Genomic DNA, 22,997 nt, shown 5'->3' on the forward strand with positions numbered 1-22,997 from the left:
ATTTGGCTTCGGTAGCTTTTCCCTTGTTCAGTCAAAAGGAAAAGGCATAAATGGCTGTTATTTTTACTTTGGCATTAACCAACCCCTACCCTACAAAAAACAGCCGCTGGGGAAATCATTCCTCGGCGGCTGCTTTTGAAATTTTATAGCCAAAAGGATTAAGACTCTTCCGGCACATCCAACACGTGTATATATGGCTCAATGATGTCCATATAGCTGACCGCAGAATGGAAGGAGCCAATAATCTCCAGGTCCTTCTTAGACCAGACTTCCAGAAATTGGTTCTCTAATGAAAACAAGGTGATAGCCCATCCATTAAGATGGCGCTTAGTAAGCACTATCCCTTTCTTCTCCAATAATTCTGCCTGGTTTTTAGGTGGGAGTTTATGAAAAAGAGAATGTTCAAACATTATGATTATTTAAAGCTAGGGTTCCCCTTCTTAAGGATAGTTGACTGGAGAAAGTTTCATTTATCAAGAACAAGTTCCGCAAAATCTCTGGCTATGAAAGTAGCTGGATTTACACCCAAATGCTTGGATAAGAAAGCTCATATCCAATTGTGTAATCAATTGTCCTTTTGGCGTTTGTGGCTGGTTTTTAAGAAAACAGCCACAAATCGCCAATTCTTTGACTTTAGATGAAATTAAGGCCGCAAGATTCAAAAACTTAATCCGCGAAGCTGCCCATCTGGCCGTTCTCGTAATCAGCGATAGCTTGCACCAGTTCCTGGTTGGTGTTCATCACGAAAGGGCCATAGGTGGCGAGCGGTTCTTCTATGGGTTCTCCGGCCAGTACCAGGAAGGTGGTGTCTTCCTCAAAGGTGAGTTCTATGCCTTCCGCGTCCCAGCCGAATACCACCAGTTGCTTTGTCTGGGCGGGTCGGTTCCCGTGCAGCAGTATGCTGCCTTTTACCACGTAAATACCCACATTGTAGGTCGCTGGTAAGTCTAGCTGGAGCTTTGCGCCTTTAGGCTGCCAGATGTCTAGGATGGTGATGGGCGAAAAGGTCTCGGCGGGGCCTGCCACTCCCCCGTAGTTCCCGGAGACAACCCTTATGGTTCCCTTTCCTTCTGCCGTGGGAATAATCGGAATGCTGCCGCTTCTCAGTTCCTGGTAACGCGGCGGCGCCATTTTGTCCTTCCTAGGTACGTTCACCCACAACTGAATCAACTCCAGAACGCCGCCTTGCTTGGCAAACTCCTTCTCGTGCCGCTCTTCGTGGAGCAAGCCGGCACCGGCGGTCATCCACTGCACATCGCCCGGACCAATTTTGCCGCTGTAGCCGGCCGTATCGCGGTGGGCCAGGTAGCCCTGATAAACAACGGTGACAGTTTCAAAGCCGCGGTGCGGGTGCGGATCCGCGCCCAAAGGTTTATCGGTAGGCTGCACCTGCATGGGGCCGGTATGGTCAATGAGCAGAAAAGGGCTCAACTGCCTGATGCGGGACCCGGGCATGGGACTGGTGACCGCAAACCCCTCTCCCACCTGTTTCTGCACGCCATCAATGACCTGAAATATTCTTCTATTCATAAAGTTATTTATATACCGGCTTGTACATTCAAGTGCTTGCATGAAGCAAATGTTGTTTTGGGCCTGTTCTTTCTTAAACAGGCTAAAAACCACAGCGCTCCACTTCCCTCAACAAAGAAACACCTTTATGCCTCACGGCAAAATTAGCCGTTGATGTAAACCGGGTGAATCATGTTCTCAAAGGAGTAGATCTCGTCCCATTTAGCCTGGTCAATGAGTTTCCGCTCCTGCACCACAATCTGGTGAATGGCTTTGCCGGTAGCCAGAGCCTCTTTGGCAATGGCGGCCGAGGTCTCGTAACCCAAGATCGGGTTTAAAGCTGTGACAATACCGATGCTGCGCATAACTTCCTCACGGCAAACCTCCACATTGGCGGTGATGCCATCTATGCACTTGGTACGCAGGGTGGCAATGGCATTGATCATGTAGTTCATGGAAGTGAACAGACTGAAGGCGATGACCGGCTCCATGACGTTGAGCTGTAACTGCCCCGCCTCGGCGGCCATGGTGATGGTGACATCGGCCCCAACGACATAGAAAGCGGTCTGGCTCACCACTTCCGGAATCACCGGGTTTACCTTACCTGGCATGATGGATGAGCCGGGTTGCATGGGTGGTAGCCGGATCTCGTTCAGTCCGGCGCGGGGCCCCGAGGACAGCAGTCGCAGGTCATTACAGATCTTGGAGATTTTTACGGCACTTCGCTTGAGCATACCCGATACCAGCACGTAGGAACCCATATCGGAGGTAGCCTCAATCAGGTCAGGGGCCAAGGTAATGGGCAGTTTGGTGATCTGGGCCAGGTACTTGGTACACAGCTGGGGGTAGCCTTGTGGGGCGTTGATGCTGGTGCCTATGGCAGTGGCGCCCATGTTGCACTCGGTGAGTTTCCGCTGAGCTTCACGCAAATGCTTGATATCATCATTGATGGTGGTGGCAAAACCATGGAACTCCTGGCCCAAGGTCATCGGTACGGCATCCTGCAACTGAGTGCGGCCCATTTTGAGCACGTTTTTGAATTCTTTGGCCTTTTTTAGAAAGGACTCCTTTAGATCCGCCAGGGCCTTCAGGTACACATCCACCTTGAGGTGCAAGGCCATCATGATAGCCGTGGGATAGGTATCGTTGGTGGATTGGGAGCAGTTGACGTGGTTGTTGGGGTGCAGGAACTCGTACTGCCCTTTCTGGTAACCCAGGTACTCCAGGCCTATGTTGGCGATGACCTCGTTCGTGTTCATGTTAACCGAGGTGCCCGCCCCACCCTGGATCAGGTCCGTTACGAACTGGTCACGGTACTTGCCGGCTATGAGCTCGTCACAGGCAAAAATGATGGCCTCGGCTTTTTTCTTGTCCAGCACTCCCAGGTCACGGTTGGCCATGGCGGCGGCCTTCTTCACATAGGCAAAAGCCACAATGAAGAGCGGCTCCGAGGCGTTGGTAATACCCGTGATATTGAAGTTTTCCAAGGCCCTGAGTGTCTGCACGCCATAGTAGACGTTGTTGGGGATCTCTTTCTCGCCCAGGAAGTCGTGTTCTATTCTGAAGGTCTGGTTCATGCAAAGTGGCTTTGGTGACAGATGATGGGGATCATTTGTTTCCTTACCGTATTTGCAGAAACTTTGTTTTATTACCGTCCTAGATGGCTGGCAACTCGATATTATCGGCTCAGATAGAATTCTCCGTTCAGCGCCCGATTTCCTGAAAACAAGCCCTAAACGGCACGGAGGGATTACACCGTCACAAACTTCACCTTGATAATGGTGGTGAGGTAATCATAGATCTCGGTTACTTCTTTGTCATAGAGAAACATATTGTAGAAATCTGCTTCTACTTTACTTACGCGGCATCCGTTCTCTACCATCTGGAAAACAACTTCCCTGATGCGGAGCGGGTGCCCCGCCAGGTTAAGCATACAGGTGGCATCCTGGGCCTCTACCAATAAAAAGAGATGGTGCAGCGCGTCATCTTCGTAGTGGGTCTGGTCAGTCATTTTGCATTTTTTTGTAATCCCTTCAACGCCTAAGCCTAAGACAAGGTGCCATTTACCCTGTAATTTTTTGCGGCTTATACCTCAACCGTCTGTTTTTTAGGCTTGCTCACCAGGTACACGCCCCCGAAAATCATGGCCGCGTACAGCGCTTTCTGCCACGTAAACAGGTCTTTACCCAAGCTCACCGCAATGAGGATGGCGAAGACAGGCTGCAGGTAAATATACACGCCCACCAGCGCCGGGCTGGCGTATTTCATGGCCCAGACGTTGAGCAGATAAGCCAGAATGGTCATCCCGATGATCACAAATGCGATGGCGCCCCAGATAGAGGCCGGGAATGTGGCGTAGTGCGGTTTGATCACCTGCCCCAGCCCGAAGGGAATCACCCCCACCGAGCCCGCCAGGAAGATCCTGCTCACCACCGTGATAGGATTATAGCGTTGCATGAGCGGTTTCACCAGCACCAGGAAAGCCCCGAAACAGGCCGCATTCACCAGCATGAGGATGTCGCCCAGGATGTTCCCCTGCGCGTTGCCGGCTTTGCCCGAGATGAGCATCATGGCGCCCAGCCCCGCCAGCAGAATACCCACCATCCTGAAAACCTGGATCCGTTCTTTCAACAGATAAGCAGAAAGCAAAACCACCACCACCGGCGACACCGTCTGGATAAGCGAGGCATTGATGGGCGAGGTTAGGTTGAGGCCGCTGAAGAACGAGAGCTGGTTCAAGGTGATCCCGAACAGGCCGCAAAGTACAATCCGGACCCAGTCGCTTTTACTCTGGATCTTTTCCTTCACCACCCACAGAGACAGAGCCCCGAATACCAGCACCGCGCTTACCACCCGAATCACGATGAGCCCGAACGGCCCCACGTAATCTGGCATGATCTCCTTGGCGATGCTGTAGTTGGCCCCGTAAATGAGCGCCACCAGAAACAAGGCCCCGTGGACCTGTACTTGTTTGTTCATGGCCGCAAAGGTAGGCAACAACCGCCCGCGCCACCTAATGCTGCCACCTGTTTTAGCGGTACTTTCTAAAAAGCGGCCGCAAAACAGATTTCATAAAATACTAAGTATCAATAAGTATATCACTTTAAACAGCCTTGGTATTACATTCTTGAGAGCTTTTGGGGTTAAAGTCACATGGGCTCATTTTTCTTCGTAAGCAGGGGAAAGAAGGGCTATAGAAAATAGATTTTAGCTAGTGCGATACGTGTTTTTACTCTTACCTTTGCATGCCTTTTCGGCCGAACGATTTGACCAGCCGCCTGGGCCACCGGATGCCATTGAACACGCGCCTCCGGCTTAAAACCAATTACCATGAGTGATGCGATAAAACATGAGTGCGGAATTGCCATTGTCCGCCTCCGCAAACCCTTAGAATATTATACCGAGAAATACGGCACTCCCATGTACGGCATCCAGAAGATGTACCTGCTCATGGAGAAACAGCACAACCGCGGGCAAGACGGCGCCGGATTTGCTAGCATCAAAATCAACGCGAAGCCCGGTACAGAATACATTGCCCGGTACAGGTCGGTCAAGACCAAAGCGATTGACGCTATTTTTGGGAAAATAAGCGAGAAATACGGCAAACTGAAACGCAAGTACCCCGAGGAAGCAAAGAACATCAACTGGCTCAGAGAGAATCTCCCGTTTATGGGCGATGTGTATCTGGGCCATTTGCGTTACGGGACCCACGGTCTTAACAGCGTGGACAACTGCCACCCCATGGTACGGGAGAACAACTGGCGCAACCGCAGCCTGGCCGTGGCCGGTAACTTCAACATGACCAACGTAGATGAGCTCTTTGACGTGCTCACTGAGCTAGGCCAGCATCCGCGCCAGAAAATTGACACAGTAACGGTTTTGGAAAAGATTGGTCACTTCCTGGATGAGGAAAACCAGCGCCTCTTTGACTATTTCAAACCAGACCACAACAACGAGGAAATCACCGCCCTCATTGAAGAGCACCTGGACCTGCAGCGCGTCCTGCGCCGGGCCTGCAAAGACTTTGACGGCGGCTATGCCATGGCGGGACTTACCGGTTACGGCGCGGCCTTCGTGGTACGCGACCCTTCCGGCATCCGCCCGGCTTATTATTACATGGACGATGAGGTAGTGGTAATCGCCTCGGAGAAGCCGGCCATTAAAACCGCCTTTGGGGTAGATTACAACCAGATCAGGGAAATCACCCCGGGCCATGCGCTCATCATCCAGAAAAACGGGGAAGCCGCCGAGAAAGAGATCCTACCGGCGCTAGAGAAGAAATCCTGCAGCTTTGAGCGCATCTATTTCTCCCGCGGCAATGACCCAGAGATTTACCAGGAACGCAAAGCTCTGGGCAAACTGCTCTGCCCGCAGGTGTTGAAGGCCATTAACTACGATCTGGAAAACACCGTTTTCTCTTACATCCCCAACACCGCCGAGACTTCTTTCCTGGGCATGATGGAGGGCGTGGAAGATTACCTGCGCGCTTACCGCCGCAAAGCCTTACTGGAAGTAAACTGCGATGAAGAGAAACTGGACAACATCCTCTCTTTCCGGCCTAGGGTGGAGAAACTGGTTATCAAAGATGCCAAACTGAGAACCTTCATCACCGATGACAACTCCCGCGACGACCTGGTGGCCCACGTCTATGACACCACCTATGAAGTGGTAAGGAAAGGCGTTGACACCGTGGTGGTGATTGACGACTCTATTGTACGCGGTACTACCCTGGAGAAAAGCATCATTAGAATGCTGGACCGCTTGGGCCCTAAGAAAATCATCATTGTGTCCTGCGCCCCGCAAATTCGTTACCCAGACTGTTACGGCATTGACATGTCTAAGATGAAGGAGTTTGTGGCGTTCCGGGCGCTCATGGGCTTGCTCAAAGACCGCAATCAGGAGTGCCTGGCGCACGAAGTACATAAGAGCTGCCATCTGGCCCTGAAAACCGGCGAAGCCAGAACCCGCAATTTTGTGCAGGAACTCTACGGGCAGTTCACCCCTGAGGAAATCAGCGAAAAAGTAGCCCAGATAGTAAAAGCGCCTAATGTAAAGGCCGAGGTGCAGGTGATCTTCCAAACGGTTGAAGGCCTCCACGAAGCCATCCCTAACCACATCGGCGACTGGTACTTCACGGGTAACTTCCCTACCCCTGGCGGTATGAAAGTGGTGAACCGTGCCTTCGTGAACTTCATGGAAAACAAAGAAGGACGGGCCTATTAATGTGCTGATTTTCTAATGTGCTGATGTGCTAATTAGAATGTAACATAAATAAAGAGAGGCCTGATTCAGTTTGAATCAGGCCTCTCTTTATTTATTGTGAGTTTTTTGGGAAACGGCCATTAAACAGTTTACAGCTTCACAAACCTTTGCTGGATGATTTGGCTGGCGTTTTGTACCCGTAGGATGTAGTTACCAGCTGGTAAATGCTGCACCGGTATTTTGGGCGTGGCTCCGTTTAACGCAGGCCTGATTTTATTTACCTGTCTCCCCTGGGCATCAAGAATCTCCACTTGGGCATTTGAATCAAGGGTTACGTTGCCCAGGTGCAGGTAATCATGGCTGGGATTCGGGTATAGCGTGATTTGGGCCAGGGCAGCAGCACCGCCTTGCACAGCTACCACCTTGCTGTATTCAAATTGGCCGTCCAGGTCTACCTGCTTCACCCGGTAATAAGCTGTGCCCTTGGCTGGAGAAAGATGGTCAAAGCTGTACTCCTTCTGGACATTGCTGTTACCGGCTCCTTTAATGATGCCTGCCTGAGTAAATGTCTTGCCGTCTAAAGAGAACTCCACCTCAAAACGGTCATTGTTGATCTCAGTAGCGGTAGCCCACTGCAACTGCACCTTCTGGCTTTTCCGCTCGGCTTTCACGTACAACCAGGAAACCGGCAACACAGACTCCATGGTGGCAATGGCCAGCTGGCCGAACTGCGTCATGAAATTGCGTTTGGCGTACCCGCTCATCACTGTGCGGCCTTCCTTGTCCGGAGCATCCAAAGTACCCCCACCCGTGGTCCAATCTTTTCCGCTAGTAGAACTCACTGGTCTGGTAAGCAGGGCAAACTTATTGTCTGACAAATTGCTGAAGCCCTGCAGAGAGGCCGTGGCGGTAAAGCTTCCCGTTCCTGGTTTTGCATTTGGTTCCACATACCATACTCCGCCCGGTGCAATATGCGTGTAACTGTAAGAACCCTCGGTCAGGAACATATCTGTATCCTGGTGGTTGGCCAAGGGCCTGAAACCTACAGCAATGCTTTGGAACCCGTTGCCTGCCAAACCAATTGATACCAGATCCAGTTTCCGCTTCCCGTTAACATCCCCGATGGGGAAAGAATAAGTACTGCTGCCTCCTACCGCTCTCCGCAAATTACCCTGGATGTAAAAAGTGGAATCTGCTAACTGCAAAGCTGATGCTGCCTGATTGGCCAGAGACAACTCGTAACCATCGGTTTTAAAGAGTGCGCTTTTCATCGTAAAAACATCCGACACACTCACGCTTTTAGACAAGGACACGCCGCCTGCTATTTTAGAAACCAGTAGATTCTGCACCGTTGAAGGCAAGGCATCGCCGGTAACCATCTCAGAATTCCCGATGAAGCCGTAGTTGGCCTGCGCTGAGAAGCTCCTGGTTCCGCTGACCCGCACGTTTCCGTCCAAAGTACCCGTGCCGGACATCTTTATGCCCTGGGGAGAGCCATAGAGCAAGGTAGCGCCAGCCTCCAAGATAAAGTTTCCGGTTCCGCCCACCGCCCGGTTAGAAGCCAGTTGCAGGGCTGCCGGTGCTTTCACCGTGAGCGTACCCGTTACGTCAAAATTAGCGGTTAGCAGATGGTTACCCTGGTCGTTCAAAGTGTTGGCTTCGGTGGCTGTCAGCAGCAGGTTGTGGTAGGTTACTTTCTGGGAGGTCCCGTAAGTGCCCCTGATTGATTGACTCTGCCCGTTTATTGACCCGTAAAATTCAATGGTGCCGCCTGTGATATTGTAAGGCATGTTCTTCCCGGTGAGTTCAGGTAGAGTGTTGCTGGTTCTACTTGTCCTGAATAACCCTCCGGCCATGGTAAGGCCGCCCTCGCCCTTCAGGCTCTTGTTCCCGATATCAAAAATGGCATTGGGTAGGATAGTCAGGTTCTGGTTAATGGTGGTAGTAGAGGAAATGGTTTTGGCGTCACTACTTCCGCCGATGGTTACGTTATGATACGTATCGCCTCTAAGGGTTTGCGCACCGGCTCCGGTAAGTTCAATAATTCCACTGGTCAAGGTATAGGTTCCGGATAGTTGAGGCACCATGTTCACATTTAAGGTCCCAATCTGGTAGGTGCCGCCACTCATTACCAAGGCCCCGGAACCTGATACATCCGCAGAAGCCGTAGAAACCAAAGTGCCTTGTTTTATCTCCAACCTCCCACCAGATGGATAATTTGTTTTACTGCTGGAGATTCCAATGTTCCTGGTGATGGTAACGGAAGTAGGGTTATCAATGATGATGATTTTGCCGCTGGCGGTTACAGGTAGGGCGTTGCCCGTTTGCTGCGGTGCTTTCGCGTTATAGATGAAGGTAGCCAGGTTGTTGAAAGTTCTTCGGCTCTCGGTCACTACTACGTTACCGGTTGCGCCGGTGGCATTGATGCCTTGGGCACTGGTGATATGCAAAGTGCTGCCCTGGTTTGAATTGAAGTAACCCTGCCCCTGCACCTGGTACCCGTTGTTGTTCGCATCTGCCCCGAAATCCAACGTAGCACCATTTTCCACCGTCAGGGTCCCGGCGTAAACTGAGTTGCCGGGATTAAGTCTTAAATGCTGTCCCAACCGTACCATAGCACCGGGTTTTACTGCCAAGGAAACGTGGTTCACAGGACCTGACGCCTGCAAAGTCTGCCAGTTAGTTCCGGTAAACCTGATGCCGCTGGTAGAGGTATTGACGGTGCTGCTGTTGTTGATCACCGAGGCCGCATCTACCAACAGGTTGCCCTTGAGGTCTACCGTGGAAACCACCGTGGCATTGGAAGTCTGGTTCAAGGTGAGGGCAGCACTTTGCAAAGCTAATTGCCCGGTAATATTCAAGGTACCCGTGCCGCTGCTCTGGTTTTGCATAAAGTAGGTGCCACCCGCCAAGGCAACATCCTGCCCAAACTGCAATGACAAGTTGGGAGCTCCTAAAAGGACCAGCGAAGAAGTTGCCGGGATAGAAGCATTGAAGGACTGGGCTGCCAAAGGAGTGTTTGTATCGGTTAGTTGCCACTGGGTACCGGTTTGGGTTGGGGCCACAGTTAACCGGCCGAACCAAAATCCGTGGGCCTGTGCTGCAAGCTGGCTGCCACTCAATAGCAGCGCATTGGCTGAGGCTGCTTCAATTCTTACCTCAGAGGTGGCATCAATTTCCTCTGTTCCGGCCCAGATAGGCGAAGTAGATTTATAGGCAGAAGACTTGATGGTTAATTTAGAGTTTGCCTTCAGTTGAAGAACTCCCCGGTTTTCTATTTCCCCTTCCTGCACCATTTCTGCCAAAGGTGCAATGGTAAGTCTGTTAGCAGCCACCAATTTAGCCCCAGCAGGCACAGTAAGAATCTTCTGAGTACCCAGGTAAACGTTGGCTAATTGAAGGGTGCCAGATACCTGCGCAGGATGTTCAATATATAAGGTAGCAGTAGAAGGCAAAGGATAAGTGGCAGGTACCCAAAAACCTTGGGCTGTAAACTGTTCCAGTAAACTGGTGCCTGCTGTTTGGCCCAGGCTCCCGGACGAGGCTGTCCGGTAATCTCCAGCCGTATAGGTAACAGAGGTTTGAGCAAAAGCCGGGATGTGCCCAAAGATGGAGAATGCCCAAATCAACATCCAAACTCTAAAACTTTTGTTGTCTTTTCTGGTGACGGAAAGCTCAGCCATTTCAATAAAGGATTAAATGTGTCTTATTTATTGTTTAATTATTTATATTATTGAACAGCCAACCAGAAATTAGGAACAGAAGTTCACCATATCCTGGGCGACGAGTCACTTACAACTACAATAATCCCTTATTTATAGAGGTTAAATACAATTTTTAATAATAATAGGGCTTTCTGTATTTATTTAAATTTAATTCCCACTGTTCATTATACAATTCGGTTATTTTTAAAAATTTTCTAAAACCTACATCATTGTAGTTGACTAAGAACAAATTTCCCTTTAATCAGGAAAAGAGTTGGGTGTGGTTTGAAGATGAAGTAGGGTTAGTACTAAAAGTCTTTAAAGGGAAATCTTTGTTTCCATAACTATGACTAATTAAAGCGGAAGCCGAAAACCATCTCGCTATCTATTTTGGGCATGATTTTACAAAACCCGGCACTAAACAGTTTTTGAACGCAGAAGTTTAAAAACTGAAAATTTAAAGTCTCTGCGCCTGTTTTAATTTGGGAATTAGATACATTTGCTCTGCCGGGAGTGTAAACTTTGCTGTTTTACTGTGGGTACGGGTCAATTTTGAAAGATTGGTTCCTAATCCGCATTGTCTTGCTGAGTTTACCTTTTGCCTTTATAAACCTAACCCCCATGGAAAAAAAGCAAGCCCCTATTCAGATTGCCCTTGAAAAAAATTATGACTCAGAGTTCTGCGGCAGTATCCCCCTGCACCTGGTCAATCTGATTCAGCCCCACGGGGTGCTTTTAACCCTGGATGCCACAGACCTGACACTGGTGCAGGTAAGTGAGAACGTAGAGCAGCTTCTGGGAACCCCGGCCTCAGAACTCCTGAACCAGCCCCTCTCCCGGTTTTTACCGGCCCACCAGTTTGCCGACATCCAGGCCAAAGTGCAGGGGCCTAGTGTTCAAGTTAAAATCCCTTTCAGCGTCACCTTTCTGGCCCCGGAAAAAGAGACCACCTGCACAGCGCTGGTCCATCCCAAGGAAGGGTATGTGTTGATTGAGCTGGAAGACAACCAGGATTCCTCCTCCAAGGATTCCTTCCTGGAGATGTACCAGCAGACCAAGTATTTCACCTCTCGTCTAAAGCAGGCCGGCAGCGTAGGCGAGATTGCCCAGTTAACAGTAGAAGCTATTAAATCGCTTACCGGCTTTGACCGGGTGCTGGCTTATCAGTTTGACCCGCAATGGAACGGGATAGTGATTGGGCAAGCGAAGGAAGAAGACATGGACGATTACCTGGACTTGCGGTTTCCGGCCTCAGATGTGCCCAAACAATCCAGGGATCTGTATTTCAGCAACCCTTACCGGCTTATTCCTACCAGGTCTTACACCCCGGTCCGTTTAACGCCGCTCATCAACCCCATTTCCCAACGGTTCACAGATCTGTCTGACTGTAACCTGAGGAGCGTGGCCACGGTGCATTTAGAGTACCTGGCCAACCTACAGATCACCGCCTCCATGTCTTTGCCGCTCATCATTGACAACAAACTATGGGGGCTCATTTCCTGCCACCACAAAACCGCCAAGAACCCCAGCTATGAACTTAGATCGGCGCTGGAGCTTTTGACCGGCATTGTATCTGCGCAGTTAGCGGCCAGGGAGCGGGAAAAGGCCATAGAATTACGGGCTAAGTTGCGGGGCATGCACGCCCAGCTTCTGGAACAGTTATATACTAAGGCCAACCTAACAGATGGTCTCCTGGCAGAAAACACAGGCATCAGGAACCTGCTGAATCTTTCTGGCGCGGCTGTGCTGTTTGAAGGCGGCGTCTGGACGAGTGGGGCCGTGCCCTCTGCCCAGGAAATGAAAGAACTTATTTACTGGCTCCGCCGGAACCAGACCGATAGACTGTTTGCCACCGATACCCTGCCTAGCCAGTACGTGCGGGCCCGTGACTACAAAGACGTGGCGAGCGGCCTTATTGCGCTGCCCATCAACGCAGACCAGGGGGAATACATTTTAGGGTTCCGGCCAGAGGTGCTGCATACCATCAGTTGGGGCGGAAACCCCAACCAGGCCATCCAGATGGAGCCGGATGGTAAATCCTACCATCCGCGCAATTCTTTTGCCATTTACCAGGAAACGGTGAAGCAGACTGCCTTACCTTGGCAGGCGGAGGAGATTGAGGCGGCGGAGAATTTGAGAAGTGCTGTCTTGGAGAAAATCATCAAAGAAAGATACTGAGGATTTTCCCATCCCAGTAAACTCCTTTAGACAGATAACCTAACTGATTGCCCATGGTAAGTTTGAAACAGCCAGAAATACTCCCCAAAACAGACCACTACCTCATTGGTATAGGGGCCTCTGCGGGCGGGTTGGAGGCTATTCATAAACTGTTTGACCACTTCCCCAATAACTCAAGCTTCTCGTTTGTCATTATCCAGCACCTGTCGCCAGACCACAAGAGCCTGATGGCGGAGCTGTTGTCAAAGCACACCCAAATGCGCGTGCAGGAGGCGGAAGACGACATGGTCACCAGGCCCAACTGCATTTACGTGCTGCCCAGCGGCAAGCAATTGACCCTGAAAAAAGGCCGGCTACACCTGGTGGACCAGATCAGGAACCGGGAACCCAATTTCGCCATTGACGTGTTTTTTGAGTCGCTGGCCAAAGATCGGGGGCGGTACGCCATTGGCCTGGTACTCTCCGGCACGGGTACAGACGGCACCAAAGGCGTAAAAATGATCAAGGCGGCGGGGGGCATGGTGATGGTACAGGACCCAGAAACGGCTAAGTTTGACGGCATGCCCCGCAGCGCCATAGAAACCGGATCGGTGGACTTTGTTTTCCCGCCAGACCGGATGCCCCATGAAATTCTGGAATACACCCGCCAAATCCCGCTGGTGAAGACCCTTATAGAGAAGAACAACGGCGTAGAGGAGGACGATGAGGTTTTGCAGGAAATCCTGGACCTGATCTGCACCCATACCCAGACCAACTTCAAGAGCTACAAACAAGGCACCATCTACCGCCGCATCAAAAAACGGATGGACTTACTCAAGGTGCAGACCTTGCCAAATTACCTCAGCTACATTCATGAGAACCCAGCAGAGATAAAACAGCTTTGCCAGGAGTTCCTCATCGGGGTGACCCGCTTCTTCCGGGACCCCGAGGCCTTTGAGGTACTGGAGCAGGAGATCATCCCGCAAATAATATCCGGCACCCCCGAGGGGGAAACCATCAAGGTATGGGTGACCGCCTGCAGCACCGGCGAGGAGGTGTTCTCCATTGCCATGCTGTTTCAGGAGCGTTTTGAGCGAATGGGCCGCGAACCGCTGGTGAAGCTGTTTGCCACCGATGTGGACCAGCGCGCCATCAGGCAGGCCTCCAAGGGCGTGTACCCCAACTCCATCAGCAAAGACGTGAGTGAGAAACGCCTGAAGCGGTTTTTCCACCATAAGAACAACCGCTACACCGTAAAGGAAGATACCCGCAAGCTGGTGGTCTTCGCACAGCATGACCTGCAGAAAGACCCGCCCTTCAGCCGGATAGACCTTATCACCTGCCGGAACATGCTCATCTACCTGAACCCTGACCTGCAGAAAAAGGTGATGGCGGTGTTCCCATATGCCCTTAAACTGCACGGCTACCTGTTCCTGGGGCCCAGTGAGCACATAGGGGATCTGAAATCACACTTCGCGGAGAAGAACCGCAAATGGAAGATTTTCCAGAAGGTGAAGGAAAGCAAAGGCACCCAGCAGACGTTTGGCGTGTCTCACCACACCCGCATAGCCTCTGAGGACAACCTGCCCACCTACCGCAACGCCCAGGCCCTGCGCTACAATGACGTGTTCATGGATGCCGTGGCCGAGGACCTGAAGCTGGCCGGGTTGTACATAGATGACAATTACCAGCTCCTGCATGGCATCGGGGATTTCAACCGTTTCCTGCGGCTCCCAGAAAAGCGTTTACAGCTCAATTTGTTGAAAATGGTCTCAAAAGAGCTGGCCGTGACCTTGAGCGTAGACATCCGGAAGGTGCTGAAAATCCATAAAACCGTGACCCGGCAAGTGATGGTGCCGCTGGATTCTAAAAACCAGTTAGTGAACCTCACGGTCAAGCCTATCTCAGTTGAGAAGGATATGCCCAAGGTGTTGCTGGTGCTGCTGCAGGAAATTGGCAGAGCAAACCCCACCCTCAAGAACCTGGAGCCCGCCCTGGTGTCTGAAGCTGATACCGAGTATTACCAGCAGTTGTCTGCTTTGGAGGCCGAGTTGAAAGACGCCCGTGAGAGCCTGCACCTGACCGTACAGGACCTGAGCACCTCCAACGAGGAACTGCAGTCCACCAATGAAGAGCTCATGTCTTCCAACGAGGAACTGCAGAGCTCCAATGAGGAGATGCAGTCTTTGAACGAGGAGCTGCACACCGTGAACTCAGAGCACCAGCTCAAGATCAAGGAGCTGCAGGAACTCAACGAAGACCTTGACAACTACATCCGGAGCTCCAACATAGGGCAGCTTTTCCTGGACCATCATTTGATCATCCGTAAGTTCACGCCCACGGTCAAGGACCTGATCAACATCATTGACATTGATTTAGGCCGGCCCATCCACCACCTGTCGCATAACCTAAGGTACTCCCGCTGGCTGGAAGACATCCAGAAAGTGAACAATACCTCTACCGAGGTGGAACAGGAAGTGGAGACCACAGACGGGAGATATTTCCTGATGCGCATCATCCCCTACCTCAAACATGACGGGAACAAAGACGGGGTGGTGCTCAGCTTTGTGGACGTGACCACCTTGAAAACCCTCAGCAACGTAGTGCAGGGCGTGCTCAACAGCTCGCTAAGCAGCATCATGGCCTTCAATGCGGTGCGCAACCAGGCCCAGGTGATCGTTGATTTCAAATGGACGCTCCTGAACAAAAAAGCCGAACAGCTCCTTGGCAAACCCCAGGCCGAGCTGCTTGGCCAGAGCATCATGCCTGAAATGGCTTTCCTGAAGAAAACCGGCTTGCTCAAAAAACTGGAGCAACTGGTGGAAACCGGACAGCCCCTGCACATAGAACAGAACCTGGAAATCAGCGGGCAAAGGAGCTGGTACGAGATTGCCGCCGCCAAAATGGGCGATGGCCTCACCATTACCATGGCCGATATCACGGAGAAACGTTTTGCCGAGGAGAAAACCCTGCTAGCCTACGAAGACCTGAAAATAGCCGAGGAAGGCCTGATCAAACTGAACACCCAGCTAGAGGTACGGGTAGCCGAAAGAACCCAGGAGCTCTCTGATAGCCAGGAGCGTTTCCGGTTGGTTTCCATGGCCACCAATGATGTCATCTGGGACTGGAACCTTATCTCCAATGAAGTATGGTGGAGCGATACCCTTAAACCCATTCTGGGCTATGAGCAGGAAGAAATGAACTATGGCATCCATGCCTGGTTTGACAAGATCCACCCCGAGGACAGGGAACGCATTACCAAAGGAATAAACGACGCCATCAACACCGGCCAGGACCAGTGGGTGGAAGAGTTCAAGTTGGTCCGTCCGGATGGCTCCTACGCCTCGGTGTACAACCGGGCGTACATCCTGCACAATGAATACGGGGTGCCGCACCGCGTGCTGGGTTCCTTCATTGATCTGAGTGACCTTAAAGACACCCAACAAAAGCTGAAAGACACGAATGCGCATCTGCTAAGAGTGATTGATGACCTGGACAATTTCATTTACACCGCCTCGCATGACCTCAAAGCACCTATCCATAACATAGAGGCGCTGTTGCGCGAGTTGCAGGTAGAACTGCTGGAACAGGACGCTGAGATGGTGGACGTAGAGCAGATCATGAGAATGATGCAAGGAGCCGTGGAGCGGTTCAAGAAAACCATTGACAACCTCACGGAAATCACCAAGCTGCAGAACGACCATAGCACTGATGTAACCACCGTTGACCTGACCAGCCTAGTAAAGGACGTGGCCCTGGATCTGGAGCCCATGGTAAAAAAAACAAATGCCCAGTTGCAGATTGACGTAAACCAGTGCCCGCACGTCTCTTTCTCTGAGAAGAACCTGCGCAGCATTGTCTACAACCTGGTCTCCAACGCTATCAAATACAGCTCCCCTGCCCGCCTCCCAAAAATTTATTTAAACTGTACGCAGCAGGATGATTTCATTTTGCTAACCGTACGCGACAACGGCCTTGGCCTTACGCCTGAGCAGCAGGAGAACCTGTTTGCCATGTTCCAGCGCTTCCATGACCACGTAGAAGGATCTGGCGTGGGCTTGTACATGGTGAAGAAAATCCTGAACAACGCCGGCGGTAAAATAGAAGTGGAAAGCCAGGTAGATGAAGGCACCGTTTTCAAAGTGTTTTTGAAAAAATAGCCGCTAAAATCTCCGTACGCTACTCCCCCTCATTCCCTGTTTAGGACCTGTTTTACAAAAACGGCCCCTAAACCGGGAATTCTGCTTTTAAGGTTTTAACACCAAAGCCGCCGGGCTGAGATTGGTTTGGAAATAAAACTGTTCCTCCCTTTTATAAGCAGTATCAGGGGAAAGTTGCAGTTTTAATCTAAGACGCCATCTGAAGAAATGCACATGATTTCTGGTGAAATACCAGTTCAGGAAATGGCGGAGACAAGGCGTGCCTTGTCTCCGCCATTTCAACTCATATTACCTATCTGGTCCTATTTGCCGTTACGGTAGATCCTGACGGGGAAAAGGCGGTAATCATTCAGGTTGATGGCGTACAGGTAACCTTCCCAATGGATCACGGGCACGATGCCGGTGGGCGTGATGCCGTTGTTGTTGGGGATAGTGACCAGGGCATTGCCTACGAAGGACACGTCTTTGAGGCCCAACCGGGCGGTCAGGTGGTTCTGAAAGGCTTCCTTCTGGTCTTTGGAGGAAGTGAAACCAACTTCGCGGGGTACCAGCTCCTCAGACTTGCCATCGGTGTAATAGGTGACCTTTTCTACGGTGTTGATGGAGATATCCGGCAGGTAAAGCCGGGGCACGGCGGCTTTGGCCTCGCCGGCATTGTAAAACTTCACCGGGTTGGAGATGGGTTTCACTTGGTCTGGCAGATTAGCCATTTTCTCCAGCCGCTTCATCCGGTCGGCCCGGCTGTTCTGCACCATTTCCTCTACCTTGTTCCCGGACGCCGAGGCCGCCTGCGAGAGTTGGTCATGTTTCTGGTGCACATCCAGGATGGCGGTGAAGGTATTGATGAAATGGTCGGTGTTCTTGAGGTGGAACATCTCCAGTTCGTGCACTTTTTTGCGAGCCACCAGGTACGTATGAATGTTACGGGTCTTCTCGTACACGGCCTTCATTTTAGCGGCCTGCGGCGTGGCTTTGTAGCGGGAACTGAGTTCCTGCAGCAAGGTGAGCCGCCGGTTAGACTCTTTGATATACGTAATCTCCTCCATCCCGAAATCTGCCGTAGCGCCCGCCACCGCCCTCCGGCCTTCTTCCTTCATCCCGAAAAGGGAGCGCACGAAATCCATCATTCAGTCAGTATCTTTTTAAGGTGCAGGGTTTCAATCTCAACCTGTATTTTCTCGGCGTTTTTCTGATTCTCGAAGAAATTGTCCAGGTTGTTGAGGTACAAGTCAAGAAGGGCATCCTGCTCCTGCGTCAGGACTCCTTCTAAAGACTCGTTGGGGGAATTATTGGTCATTATTCAATCTCAATTTTTTTGGATTTACCCAGCGTACCCAGGATTTTGCTGTTGAGCTCTTCCTGCACCAGGGCGAGCTCTTTTACGGCCTCGGCGCGTTTGCGGCTGCCCTCCTCCGATATCTTGATCACGGCATCCAGGGTCTCCACCATGTCTTTGTTCACCTTCTTAAGGGTATCCACGTCCACAATGCCCCGCTCGTTTTCCGTAGCGGCGGTGACCACGTTGGTTTTGAGCAACTGCGAGTTCTTCAACAGCATCTCGTTGGTGGTATCAGTGACCTTCTTCTGGATTTCCAGGGCTTTGCGCTGTTTCTCCAGGCCCAGGGCAATGGCCACCTGCTGGCGCCACACCGGAATCACGGTTACAATGGAGTTCTGGATTTTCTGGGCCAACACCTCATTGGTGGTCTGGATCATCCGGATCTGCGGCATAGACTGCGTGGCAATGGTATGCGACAAGGTGAAATCATGCACCTTTTTCTCTAAACGGTCTTTAAACGCCACCATGTCCGCCAGGCGCTGCACCACCAGTTCATCCTGGCCGCTGCTCTCCACCTCAGACTGTAACTGCGGAATAAGCGTGGTCTCAATCTCCTCAATCTTCATCTTGCCGGCGGCAATAAGCGAGCGCACCTCATGGATGTACTCCACCACCTGCTTGAACATGACCTCCAAACCAGTAGAATCTTTCAAAACGCTCTGGCGGGTTTTTTCCAGCTTCACCACCACATCATCCACGTTCTCAGACACCGAGTTGTACTGGCTGGCCAGTTTCTGGGTCTTGTCTTTAATCTTGCCCACAAACGGCAGGCGCGAGAAGAAACCGGGTTTCTCGGTCTCGTCTACCTTGATCATGTTGATCTGGGCCAGCAGCTCATTGATGGCCTCCCCGGCCTCGCCTGAGTCCTTGGCTTTCACCTTGGTCAGGAGTTCATTGGAATAGTACCCCAACTTGCGCTGCGTCTCTACCCCAAAGGAGCTGAGGCTTTCGGGTTTGGTGGGATCTATGGTCTTGGAGATTTCCAACGCTTTCTGCTGGATCAGTTCCTTATTCTCAGACAGGGTGATTTCCTTATTTTCCATGGTGTTTATTTTCTAGCGGTATGGGGGTTTTCTATGGTCTCTAACTCTTTGACAAACTCTTTGATGGCGGCATGGCGGCCGTTGACCTCATACCATTCAATCTCCTGTTTGGGCAGATAGTCTCCTAACAGGCCTTGTACCTCCTGCAGCAGCTCAGGGCCTTTGCGGGTCCTGAAAGCCGGGTTCTTGTAATAAGCGCCCAGGTACTGCACCTTCACCTGTCCGGCCTGCGTCACTGCCAGCTCCTTCACCTCCACCACCAGCTCAGAAGACTTCTGGTTCTCCGTCACAATGGTTTTGTACACCCCCTTCTTCTCGTCCTCCAACACGGCGCTGCACTTCTCCTTCAGCTCACGCAAGGTTTTCTGCAGCCGTTTGTTTGGTCTTATGCGGTGGCCGTAAATATATCCTAAAATCGCGGCCAGAATGAATGCGAAAAAAATTGCCATACCTTTTCTGTTTAGTCCAAAAACGCAGCAACTGCTTAATTCTGTACGCAGGTCCGGATTTAAATGCCGGAATTCATCCGGCCAGGTTTCAAAACTTTTCCATTCCTTCCTCCTGACCTGACCTTATGCCCTATAAGTCGGTGGGCCACACCAAATATTACTAATCGCTCTTAGTTTTTGTGGATAAGGTTATGATTTGGTTTAAGCCTATTTTCCGGGAAATGGCTCTGAAACGGTTCCTTACTTGTTGCCTGGCACCCTGACGTAGGATAGCCAGGGTGCGTATTACCTCAGGCTCACCTTTGCCTGAGATATAATTGTCTACCTTTACGGGATAAACCACACCCACCATGCTTCAAAAAATCCTGGATACCCTGAAGATACCCGCCCTGAACCAAATGCAGGAGGAGACTCTGGCCGCGGCGCAGAAAAGCGATGTCATCCTGCTTTCGCCTACCGGATCGGGGAAAACCCTGGGATATCTGCTGTCTGTTCTGCCGCGCCTGAAACCCGAGGTACAGGAGGTGCAGGCGCTTATTTTGGCGCCCTCTCGGGAACTGGCCATGCAGATTGAAGGGGTTTTCAGAAGCATGGCCACCGGCCTGAAGGTAGACAGCCTTTACGGCGGGCACGCCACCAACCCCGAGAAACGCAGCCTGTCTTATCCGCCGGCCCTGCTGATCGGGACACCCGGCCGGATCGCGTACCACCTGCGGGAAGCAAACTTCTCTACAGACGCTATCCAGACGCTGGTGCTGGATGAATTTGACAAATCTCTGGAGTACGGTTTCCAGGAAGACATGGCCTACATCATCGGGCAGCTGAAGAAGGTGAATAAGCGGCTCTTGGTATCGGCCACGGCTATGGACAAAGTGCCTTCCTTTACCGGGCTAAAAAACCCAGTGACGGTTAATTTCCTGCAGGAGGCCAACAATGCCCCAGATCTGCAGGTGAAGACCGTGGAAGTGCAGAAAGGAAACAAACTGCAGGCCTTGCTTGACGTGCTGTGCACCATAGGCACCGCCTCCAGCATTGTGTTCTGCAACCAGCGCGAGACGGTGGAGAGCGTAAGCGATTTCCTGCGAAGCAAAGGTTTACCCCACGGCGTCTTCCACGGCGGCCTGGAGCAACCCGACCGTGAGCGCACCCTCATGAAGTTCCGGAACGGCACCTACCGTACCCTGGTGAGCACCGATCTGGCGGCGCGCGGCCTGGACATCCCCGAGGTGGAGTTTGTGGTGCATTTCCAGGTTCCGGACCAGGATAACTTTACCCACCGCAATGGCCGCACGGCCCGCATGCAAGCCAAAGGCACCAGCTATCTGCTTCTGCAACCAGACGAAAAACCATCTTACCTGTCCCAAATTCCGCCGGTAGAGAAACTGCCGGCCAAACAAGCTCTGCCCCCGGCCTCGCCCTGGGAAACCATTTACATCAGCGCCGGCAAGAAAGACAAGGTGAACAAAGTAGACATTGTAGGCTGGATGTTGCAGAAAGGTGACCTGGACAAAACCGACCTAGGCAGGATTGAGCTCCAGGACAACGCTGCCTACGTAGCTGTGGCCAAAAAGAAGCTGGAAAAAGCCGTAAAGCTCCTGCAGCAGGAAAAACTGAAAGGCAAGAAAGTGAAAATTGAAAAAGCTATGTAGGGATTTAGCTGGGTGGTTTGCTCTGATTCAACTTCTGTAAAAGCAAGCCTCCTCCCTTTTGATCCTGAACCAGGCAAAAGCTACGGAACCTGTTTTAAGCCTTCTTTTGAAAAATCAGCCGGTAAACACCTCGCTTCTCTTTACTTCTTTTTGCTTTAATTGAAGAGCTTTTTGCAAATCACTGGTTCTGGCAAGAAGGCTGATCCAATAACCGGCTAAAAACGGTGCCAGCAGAAAACAGGGATACAGATACCTCACGTGCTGGGCCGGAATGGTGAGGAACACGCCAAATGCCAGGCTCAGGATGGGCAAGGCCAATAATAACACCTCTTTCCAACGAAGATACCTGCTGATCAAAAGTAGCAATAGGATGTTGAGGTACAGGTACGTGGCAGGCCTTAGCAGCAGGGTTCTATAATAATAGTTTCTATTGGCGTTATGGATTTCACGAGTGAGGAAGCTTTGCAAACCCGGCAAAACGGGCTGCAACTGTAGACCCATCTCATTGGTGTCAATCACCGGGTGAACGGCGTAATTATAGCTTCCAGGCTGTAGCCCGATATTCCAGACCAGATCGGTTACCTGCGCCTGGTGCCGCAGCAAAGCGGGAACATTCCTTCTGATGATCCCAAACCAGACCGCTCTGTACTCCCTCCTAGCCCATTCCTGCATTAGGAAAGGATAGTTGAAATGCCCGTTGAATACCAGGCTGTCCACCTCAAACGGATTATAGTGCTGCTGCCAGGTAGATTGCGGCAAAACGGTATGGAGGAATCGCTGTTCATTCTGGGTGAGGGCTGCCCCAGCATTGATGGCCGCAGCAATCTGGTGCGTCATCAACATCTCCACCCCAAAAAAACGGCCCTGTACCTGTATGGCTTTGTAAAGAGGTCCCTTCACCAGAAACACCGTGCTAACCACTAAGACAATGAGTAACGCTGTTCTTCTTTTCAAAGCCCAGTAGCCCGCTAACAGAGTACCAGCAATAGTTACCACGGTCATGATGCCGTTGTGCCTGATCACACAGATAAACCCAAGCGTGAGGGCGAAAGCCAGGATATTTCTTTTGTAGTTAAGCCAAAGGCCTTTTGACTCCACAATTTGCAGCAAATAAATAAAGGCCAGCAGAAAAGCGATACTGAAAGGCACATCCTTGAACAAGGTATTGACATAGAAACCGTTCAACGGAAAAAGGCAGAAAAACAAAGTCAGCAGCCCCAGCCCCCACCACGGCAACCCGAATTTTTCCAGCTGCACCATTCCGTAAGCAAACACCCACGCCAGCGCCAATATCTGCGTAACACACACCACTCCCGGCGAAAGCCAGAGGCGCGACAAAAGCCAATAGAGATAGGATAGAAAGGCCGGGTGCCAGTCATCGAAGTCAAACGTGGAGACTTGCCGCCATTGATCCAGCGAGTCCTGTGACATCATGCCCGGGTGATAAGCCAGAAAGTAAACGCTCCAGCACAGCAAACACGGCAGTGCGTACACCACAAAATGACGGAGAAGCGTACCTGATGCTAAAAAACTTCTAAGCGGTCTGTCCATCATCTCCCAGAGATAGAGGTGTCCTAATTAAAAGTAATTGGCACGTAAGGGAGGTTACTTCTATTAAGTGAAGGGGGAGTAACCACGAACGGAGAGTCCGGACTATGAAAAGGCCTGAACCAGTCTATCAGGCAGGAAAAGGTTTAGTTAAGCTTGGGTTGGTGTGAAGGTACTACCGCTCTGTTTCCCTTTTCCGGCTAGTTTTACCAAAACGAGCGAGAAACCGACAGGCAC

General features: G+C 51.4%; 15 protein-coding genes. 4 read left to right on the plus strand and 11 right to left on the minus strand.

The genetic code is table 11. The features are described from left to right. Window positions 1–158: 158 nt before the first annotated feature. From J3P35_RS14665 to J3P35_RS14685, 5 genes are all read right to left on the minus strand, one after another. On the minus strand, window positions 159–299 hold the full coding sequence (locus J3P35_RS14665) for a hypothetical protein (protein ID WP_210465320.1): 141 nt from the start codon (window positions 297–299) through the stop codon (window positions 159–161). A gap of 367 nt (window positions 300–666) precedes the next feature. After that, on the minus strand, window positions 667–1,530 hold the full coding sequence (locus tag J3P35_RS14670; protein ID WP_210465321.1) for a pirin family protein: 864 nt from the start codon (window positions 1,528–1,530) through the stop codon (window positions 667–669). A gap of 143 nt (window positions 1,531–1,673) precedes the next feature. Then, complete coding sequence (gene aspA / locus J3P35_RS14675; protein WP_210465322.1) at window positions 1,674–3,086, minus strand: aspartate ammonia-lyase; 1,413 nt, start codon at window positions 3,084–3,086, stop codon at window positions 1,674–1,676. A 173-nt stretch (window positions 3,087–3,259) separates the two neighbouring features. Beyond that, window positions 3,260–3,520, minus strand: a complete 261-nt coding sequence (locus J3P35_RS14680; protein ID WP_210465323.1) for a hypothetical protein — start codon at window positions 3,518–3,520, stop codon at window positions 3,260–3,262. Window positions 3,521–3,594: 74 nt separating this feature from the next. Next, complete coding sequence (locus tag J3P35_RS14685) at window positions 3,595–4,488, minus strand: DMT family transporter (RefSeq protein ID WP_210465324.1); 894 nt, start codon at window positions 4,486–4,488, stop codon at window positions 3,595–3,597. 351 nt (window positions 4,489–4,839) lie between these two features. Here J3P35_RS14685 and J3P35_RS14690 point away from each other — a divergent pair, with 351 nt between their 5' ends. Continuing rightward, window positions 4,840–6,732: an amidophosphoribosyltransferase gene (locus tag J3P35_RS14690; protein WP_210465325.1), complete on the plus strand. Its 1,893-nt coding sequence runs from the start codon at window positions 4,840–4,842 to the stop codon at window positions 6,730–6,732. A gap of 128 nt (window positions 6,733–6,860) precedes the next feature. Here J3P35_RS14690 and J3P35_RS14695 read toward each other — a convergent pair whose 3' ends face one another. After that, window positions 6,861–10,394, minus strand: a complete 3,534-nt coding sequence (locus J3P35_RS14695; protein ID WP_210465326.1) for a T9SS type A sorting domain-containing protein — start codon at window positions 10,392–10,394, stop codon at window positions 6,861–6,863. Between the two features lie 642 nt (window positions 10,395–11,036). Between J3P35_RS14695 and J3P35_RS14700 the strand changes: the two genes are divergently transcribed. Together J3P35_RS14700 and J3P35_RS14705 are read left to right on the plus strand one after the other, a co-directional pair. Continuing rightward, complete coding sequence (locus tag J3P35_RS14700; protein WP_210465327.1) at window positions 11,037–12,593, plus strand: GAF domain-containing protein; 1,557 nt, start codon at window positions 11,037–11,039, stop codon at window positions 12,591–12,593. A 53-nt stretch (window positions 12,594–12,646) separates the two neighbouring features. Next, on the plus strand, window positions 12,647–16,732 hold the full coding sequence (locus tag J3P35_RS14705; RefSeq protein ID WP_210465328.1) for a chemotaxis protein CheB: 4,086 nt from the start codon (window positions 12,647–12,649) through the stop codon (window positions 16,730–16,732). 302 nt (window positions 16,733–17,034) lie between these two features. On the opposite strand, the gene J3P35_RS14710 is transcribed toward J3P35_RS14705, so the two are convergent. From J3P35_RS14710 to J3P35_RS14725, 4 genes are read right to left on the minus strand one after another with little or no spacing between them, the layout of a single operon-like run. After that, complete coding sequence (locus J3P35_RS14710; protein ID WP_210465329.1) at window positions 17,035–17,859, minus strand: hypothetical protein; 825 nt, start codon at window positions 17,857–17,859, stop codon at window positions 17,035–17,037. Then, window positions 17,856–18,029 carry a hypothetical protein gene (locus tag J3P35_RS14715; protein ID WP_210465330.1) on the minus strand — a complete coding sequence of 58 codons (174 nt, stop codon included), beginning with the start codon at window positions 18,027–18,029 and terminating at the stop codon, window positions 17,856–17,858. The genes J3P35_RS14710 and J3P35_RS14715 overlap by 4 nt, the downstream gene beginning before the upstream one ends. Beyond that, the gene (locus tag J3P35_RS14720) at window positions 18,029–19,114 is read right to left on the minus strand and encodes a toxic anion resistance protein (RefSeq protein ID WP_210465331.1); all 1,086 of its coding nucleotides are present in this window, start codon (window positions 19,112–19,114) and stop codon (window positions 18,029–18,031) included. Before J3P35_RS14720 ends, J3P35_RS14715 begins: the two co-directional genes overlap by 1 nt. Window positions 19,115–19,119: 5 nt before the next feature. Further along, window positions 19,120–19,563, minus strand: coding sequence for a hypothetical protein (locus J3P35_RS14725; protein ID WP_210465332.1), 444 nt, complete (start codon window positions 19,561–19,563; stop codon window positions 19,120–19,122). Window positions 19,564–19,913: 350 nt separating this feature from the next. On the opposite strand from J3P35_RS14725, the gene J3P35_RS14730 reads away from it, so the two are divergent. Then, window positions 19,914–21,212 (plus strand): DEAD/DEAH box helicase, encoded by a 1,299-nt coding sequence (locus J3P35_RS14730; protein WP_210465333.1) that lies wholly within the window; start codon window positions 19,914–19,916, stop codon window positions 21,210–21,212. Between the two features lie 114 nt (window positions 21,213–21,326). Here the strand turns inward: J3P35_RS14730 and J3P35_RS14735 are convergent, their stop codons facing one another. Beyond that, on the minus strand, window positions 21,327–22,766 hold the full coding sequence (locus tag J3P35_RS14735) for a DUF6020 family protein (RefSeq protein ID WP_210465334.1): 1,440 nt from the start codon (window positions 22,764–22,766) through the stop codon (window positions 21,327–21,329). Window positions 22,767–22,997: the final 231 nt, after the last annotated feature.

Origin of the sequence: Rufibacter roseolus, assembly GCF_017916365.1 — a bacterium.
Classification (GTDB): domain Bacteria; phylum Bacteroidota; class Bacteroidia; order Cytophagales; family Hymenobacteraceae; genus Nibribacter; species Nibribacter roseolus.

Bases quoted from the DNA above. Each gene is read 5' to 3' on its own strand.
- J3P35_RS14670 (WP_210465321.1), bottom strand. From the start codon at position 1,530: ATGAATAGAAGAATATTTCAGGTCATTGATGGCGTGCAGAAACAGGTG.
- aspA (WP_210465322.1), bottom strand. From the start codon at position 3,086: ATGAACCAGACCTTCAGAATAGAACACGACTTCCTGGGCGAGAAAGAG.
- J3P35_RS14680 (WP_210465323.1), bottom strand. From the start codon at position 3,520: ATGACTGACCAGACCCACTACGAAGATGACGCGCTGCACCATCTCTTT.
- J3P35_RS14685 (WP_210465324.1), bottom strand. From the start codon at position 4,488: ATGAACAAACAAGTACAGGTCCACGGGGCCTTGTTTCTGGTGGCGCTC.
- J3P35_RS14690 (WP_210465325.1), top strand. From the start codon at position 4,840: ATGAGTGATGCGATAAAACATGAGTGCGGAATTGCCATTGTCCGCCTC.
- J3P35_RS14695 (WP_210465326.1), bottom strand. From the start codon at position 10,394: ATGGCTGAGCTTTCCGTCACCAGAAAAGACAACAAAAGTTTTAGAGTT.
- J3P35_RS14700 (WP_210465327.1), top strand. From the start codon at position 11,037: ATGGAAAAAAAGCAAGCCCCTATTCAGATTGCCCTTGAAAAAAATTAT.
- J3P35_RS14705 (WP_210465328.1), top strand. From the start codon at position 12,647: ATGGTAAGTTTGAAACAGCCAGAAATACTCCCCAAAACAGACCACTAC.
- J3P35_RS14710 (WP_210465329.1), bottom strand. From the start codon at position 17,859: ATGATGGATTTCGTGCGCTCCCTTTTCGGGATGAAGGAAGAAGGCCGG.
- J3P35_RS14715 (WP_210465330.1), bottom strand. From the start codon at position 18,029: ATGACCAATAATTCCCCCAACGAGTCTTTAGAAGGAGTCCTGACGCAG.
- J3P35_RS14720 (WP_210465331.1), bottom strand. From the start codon at position 19,114: ATGGAAAATAAGGAAATCACCCTGTCTGAGAATAAGGAACTGATCCAG.
- J3P35_RS14725 (WP_210465332.1), bottom strand. From the start codon at position 19,563: ATGGCAATTTTTTTCGCATTCATTCTGGCCGCGATTTTAGGATATATT.
- J3P35_RS14730 (WP_210465333.1), top strand. From the start codon at position 19,914: ATGCTTCAAAAAATCCTGGATACCCTGAAGATACCCGCCCTGAACCAA.
- J3P35_RS14735 (WP_210465334.1), bottom strand. From the start codon at position 22,766: ATGATGGACAGACCGCTTAGAAGTTTTTTAGCATCAGGTACGCTTCTC.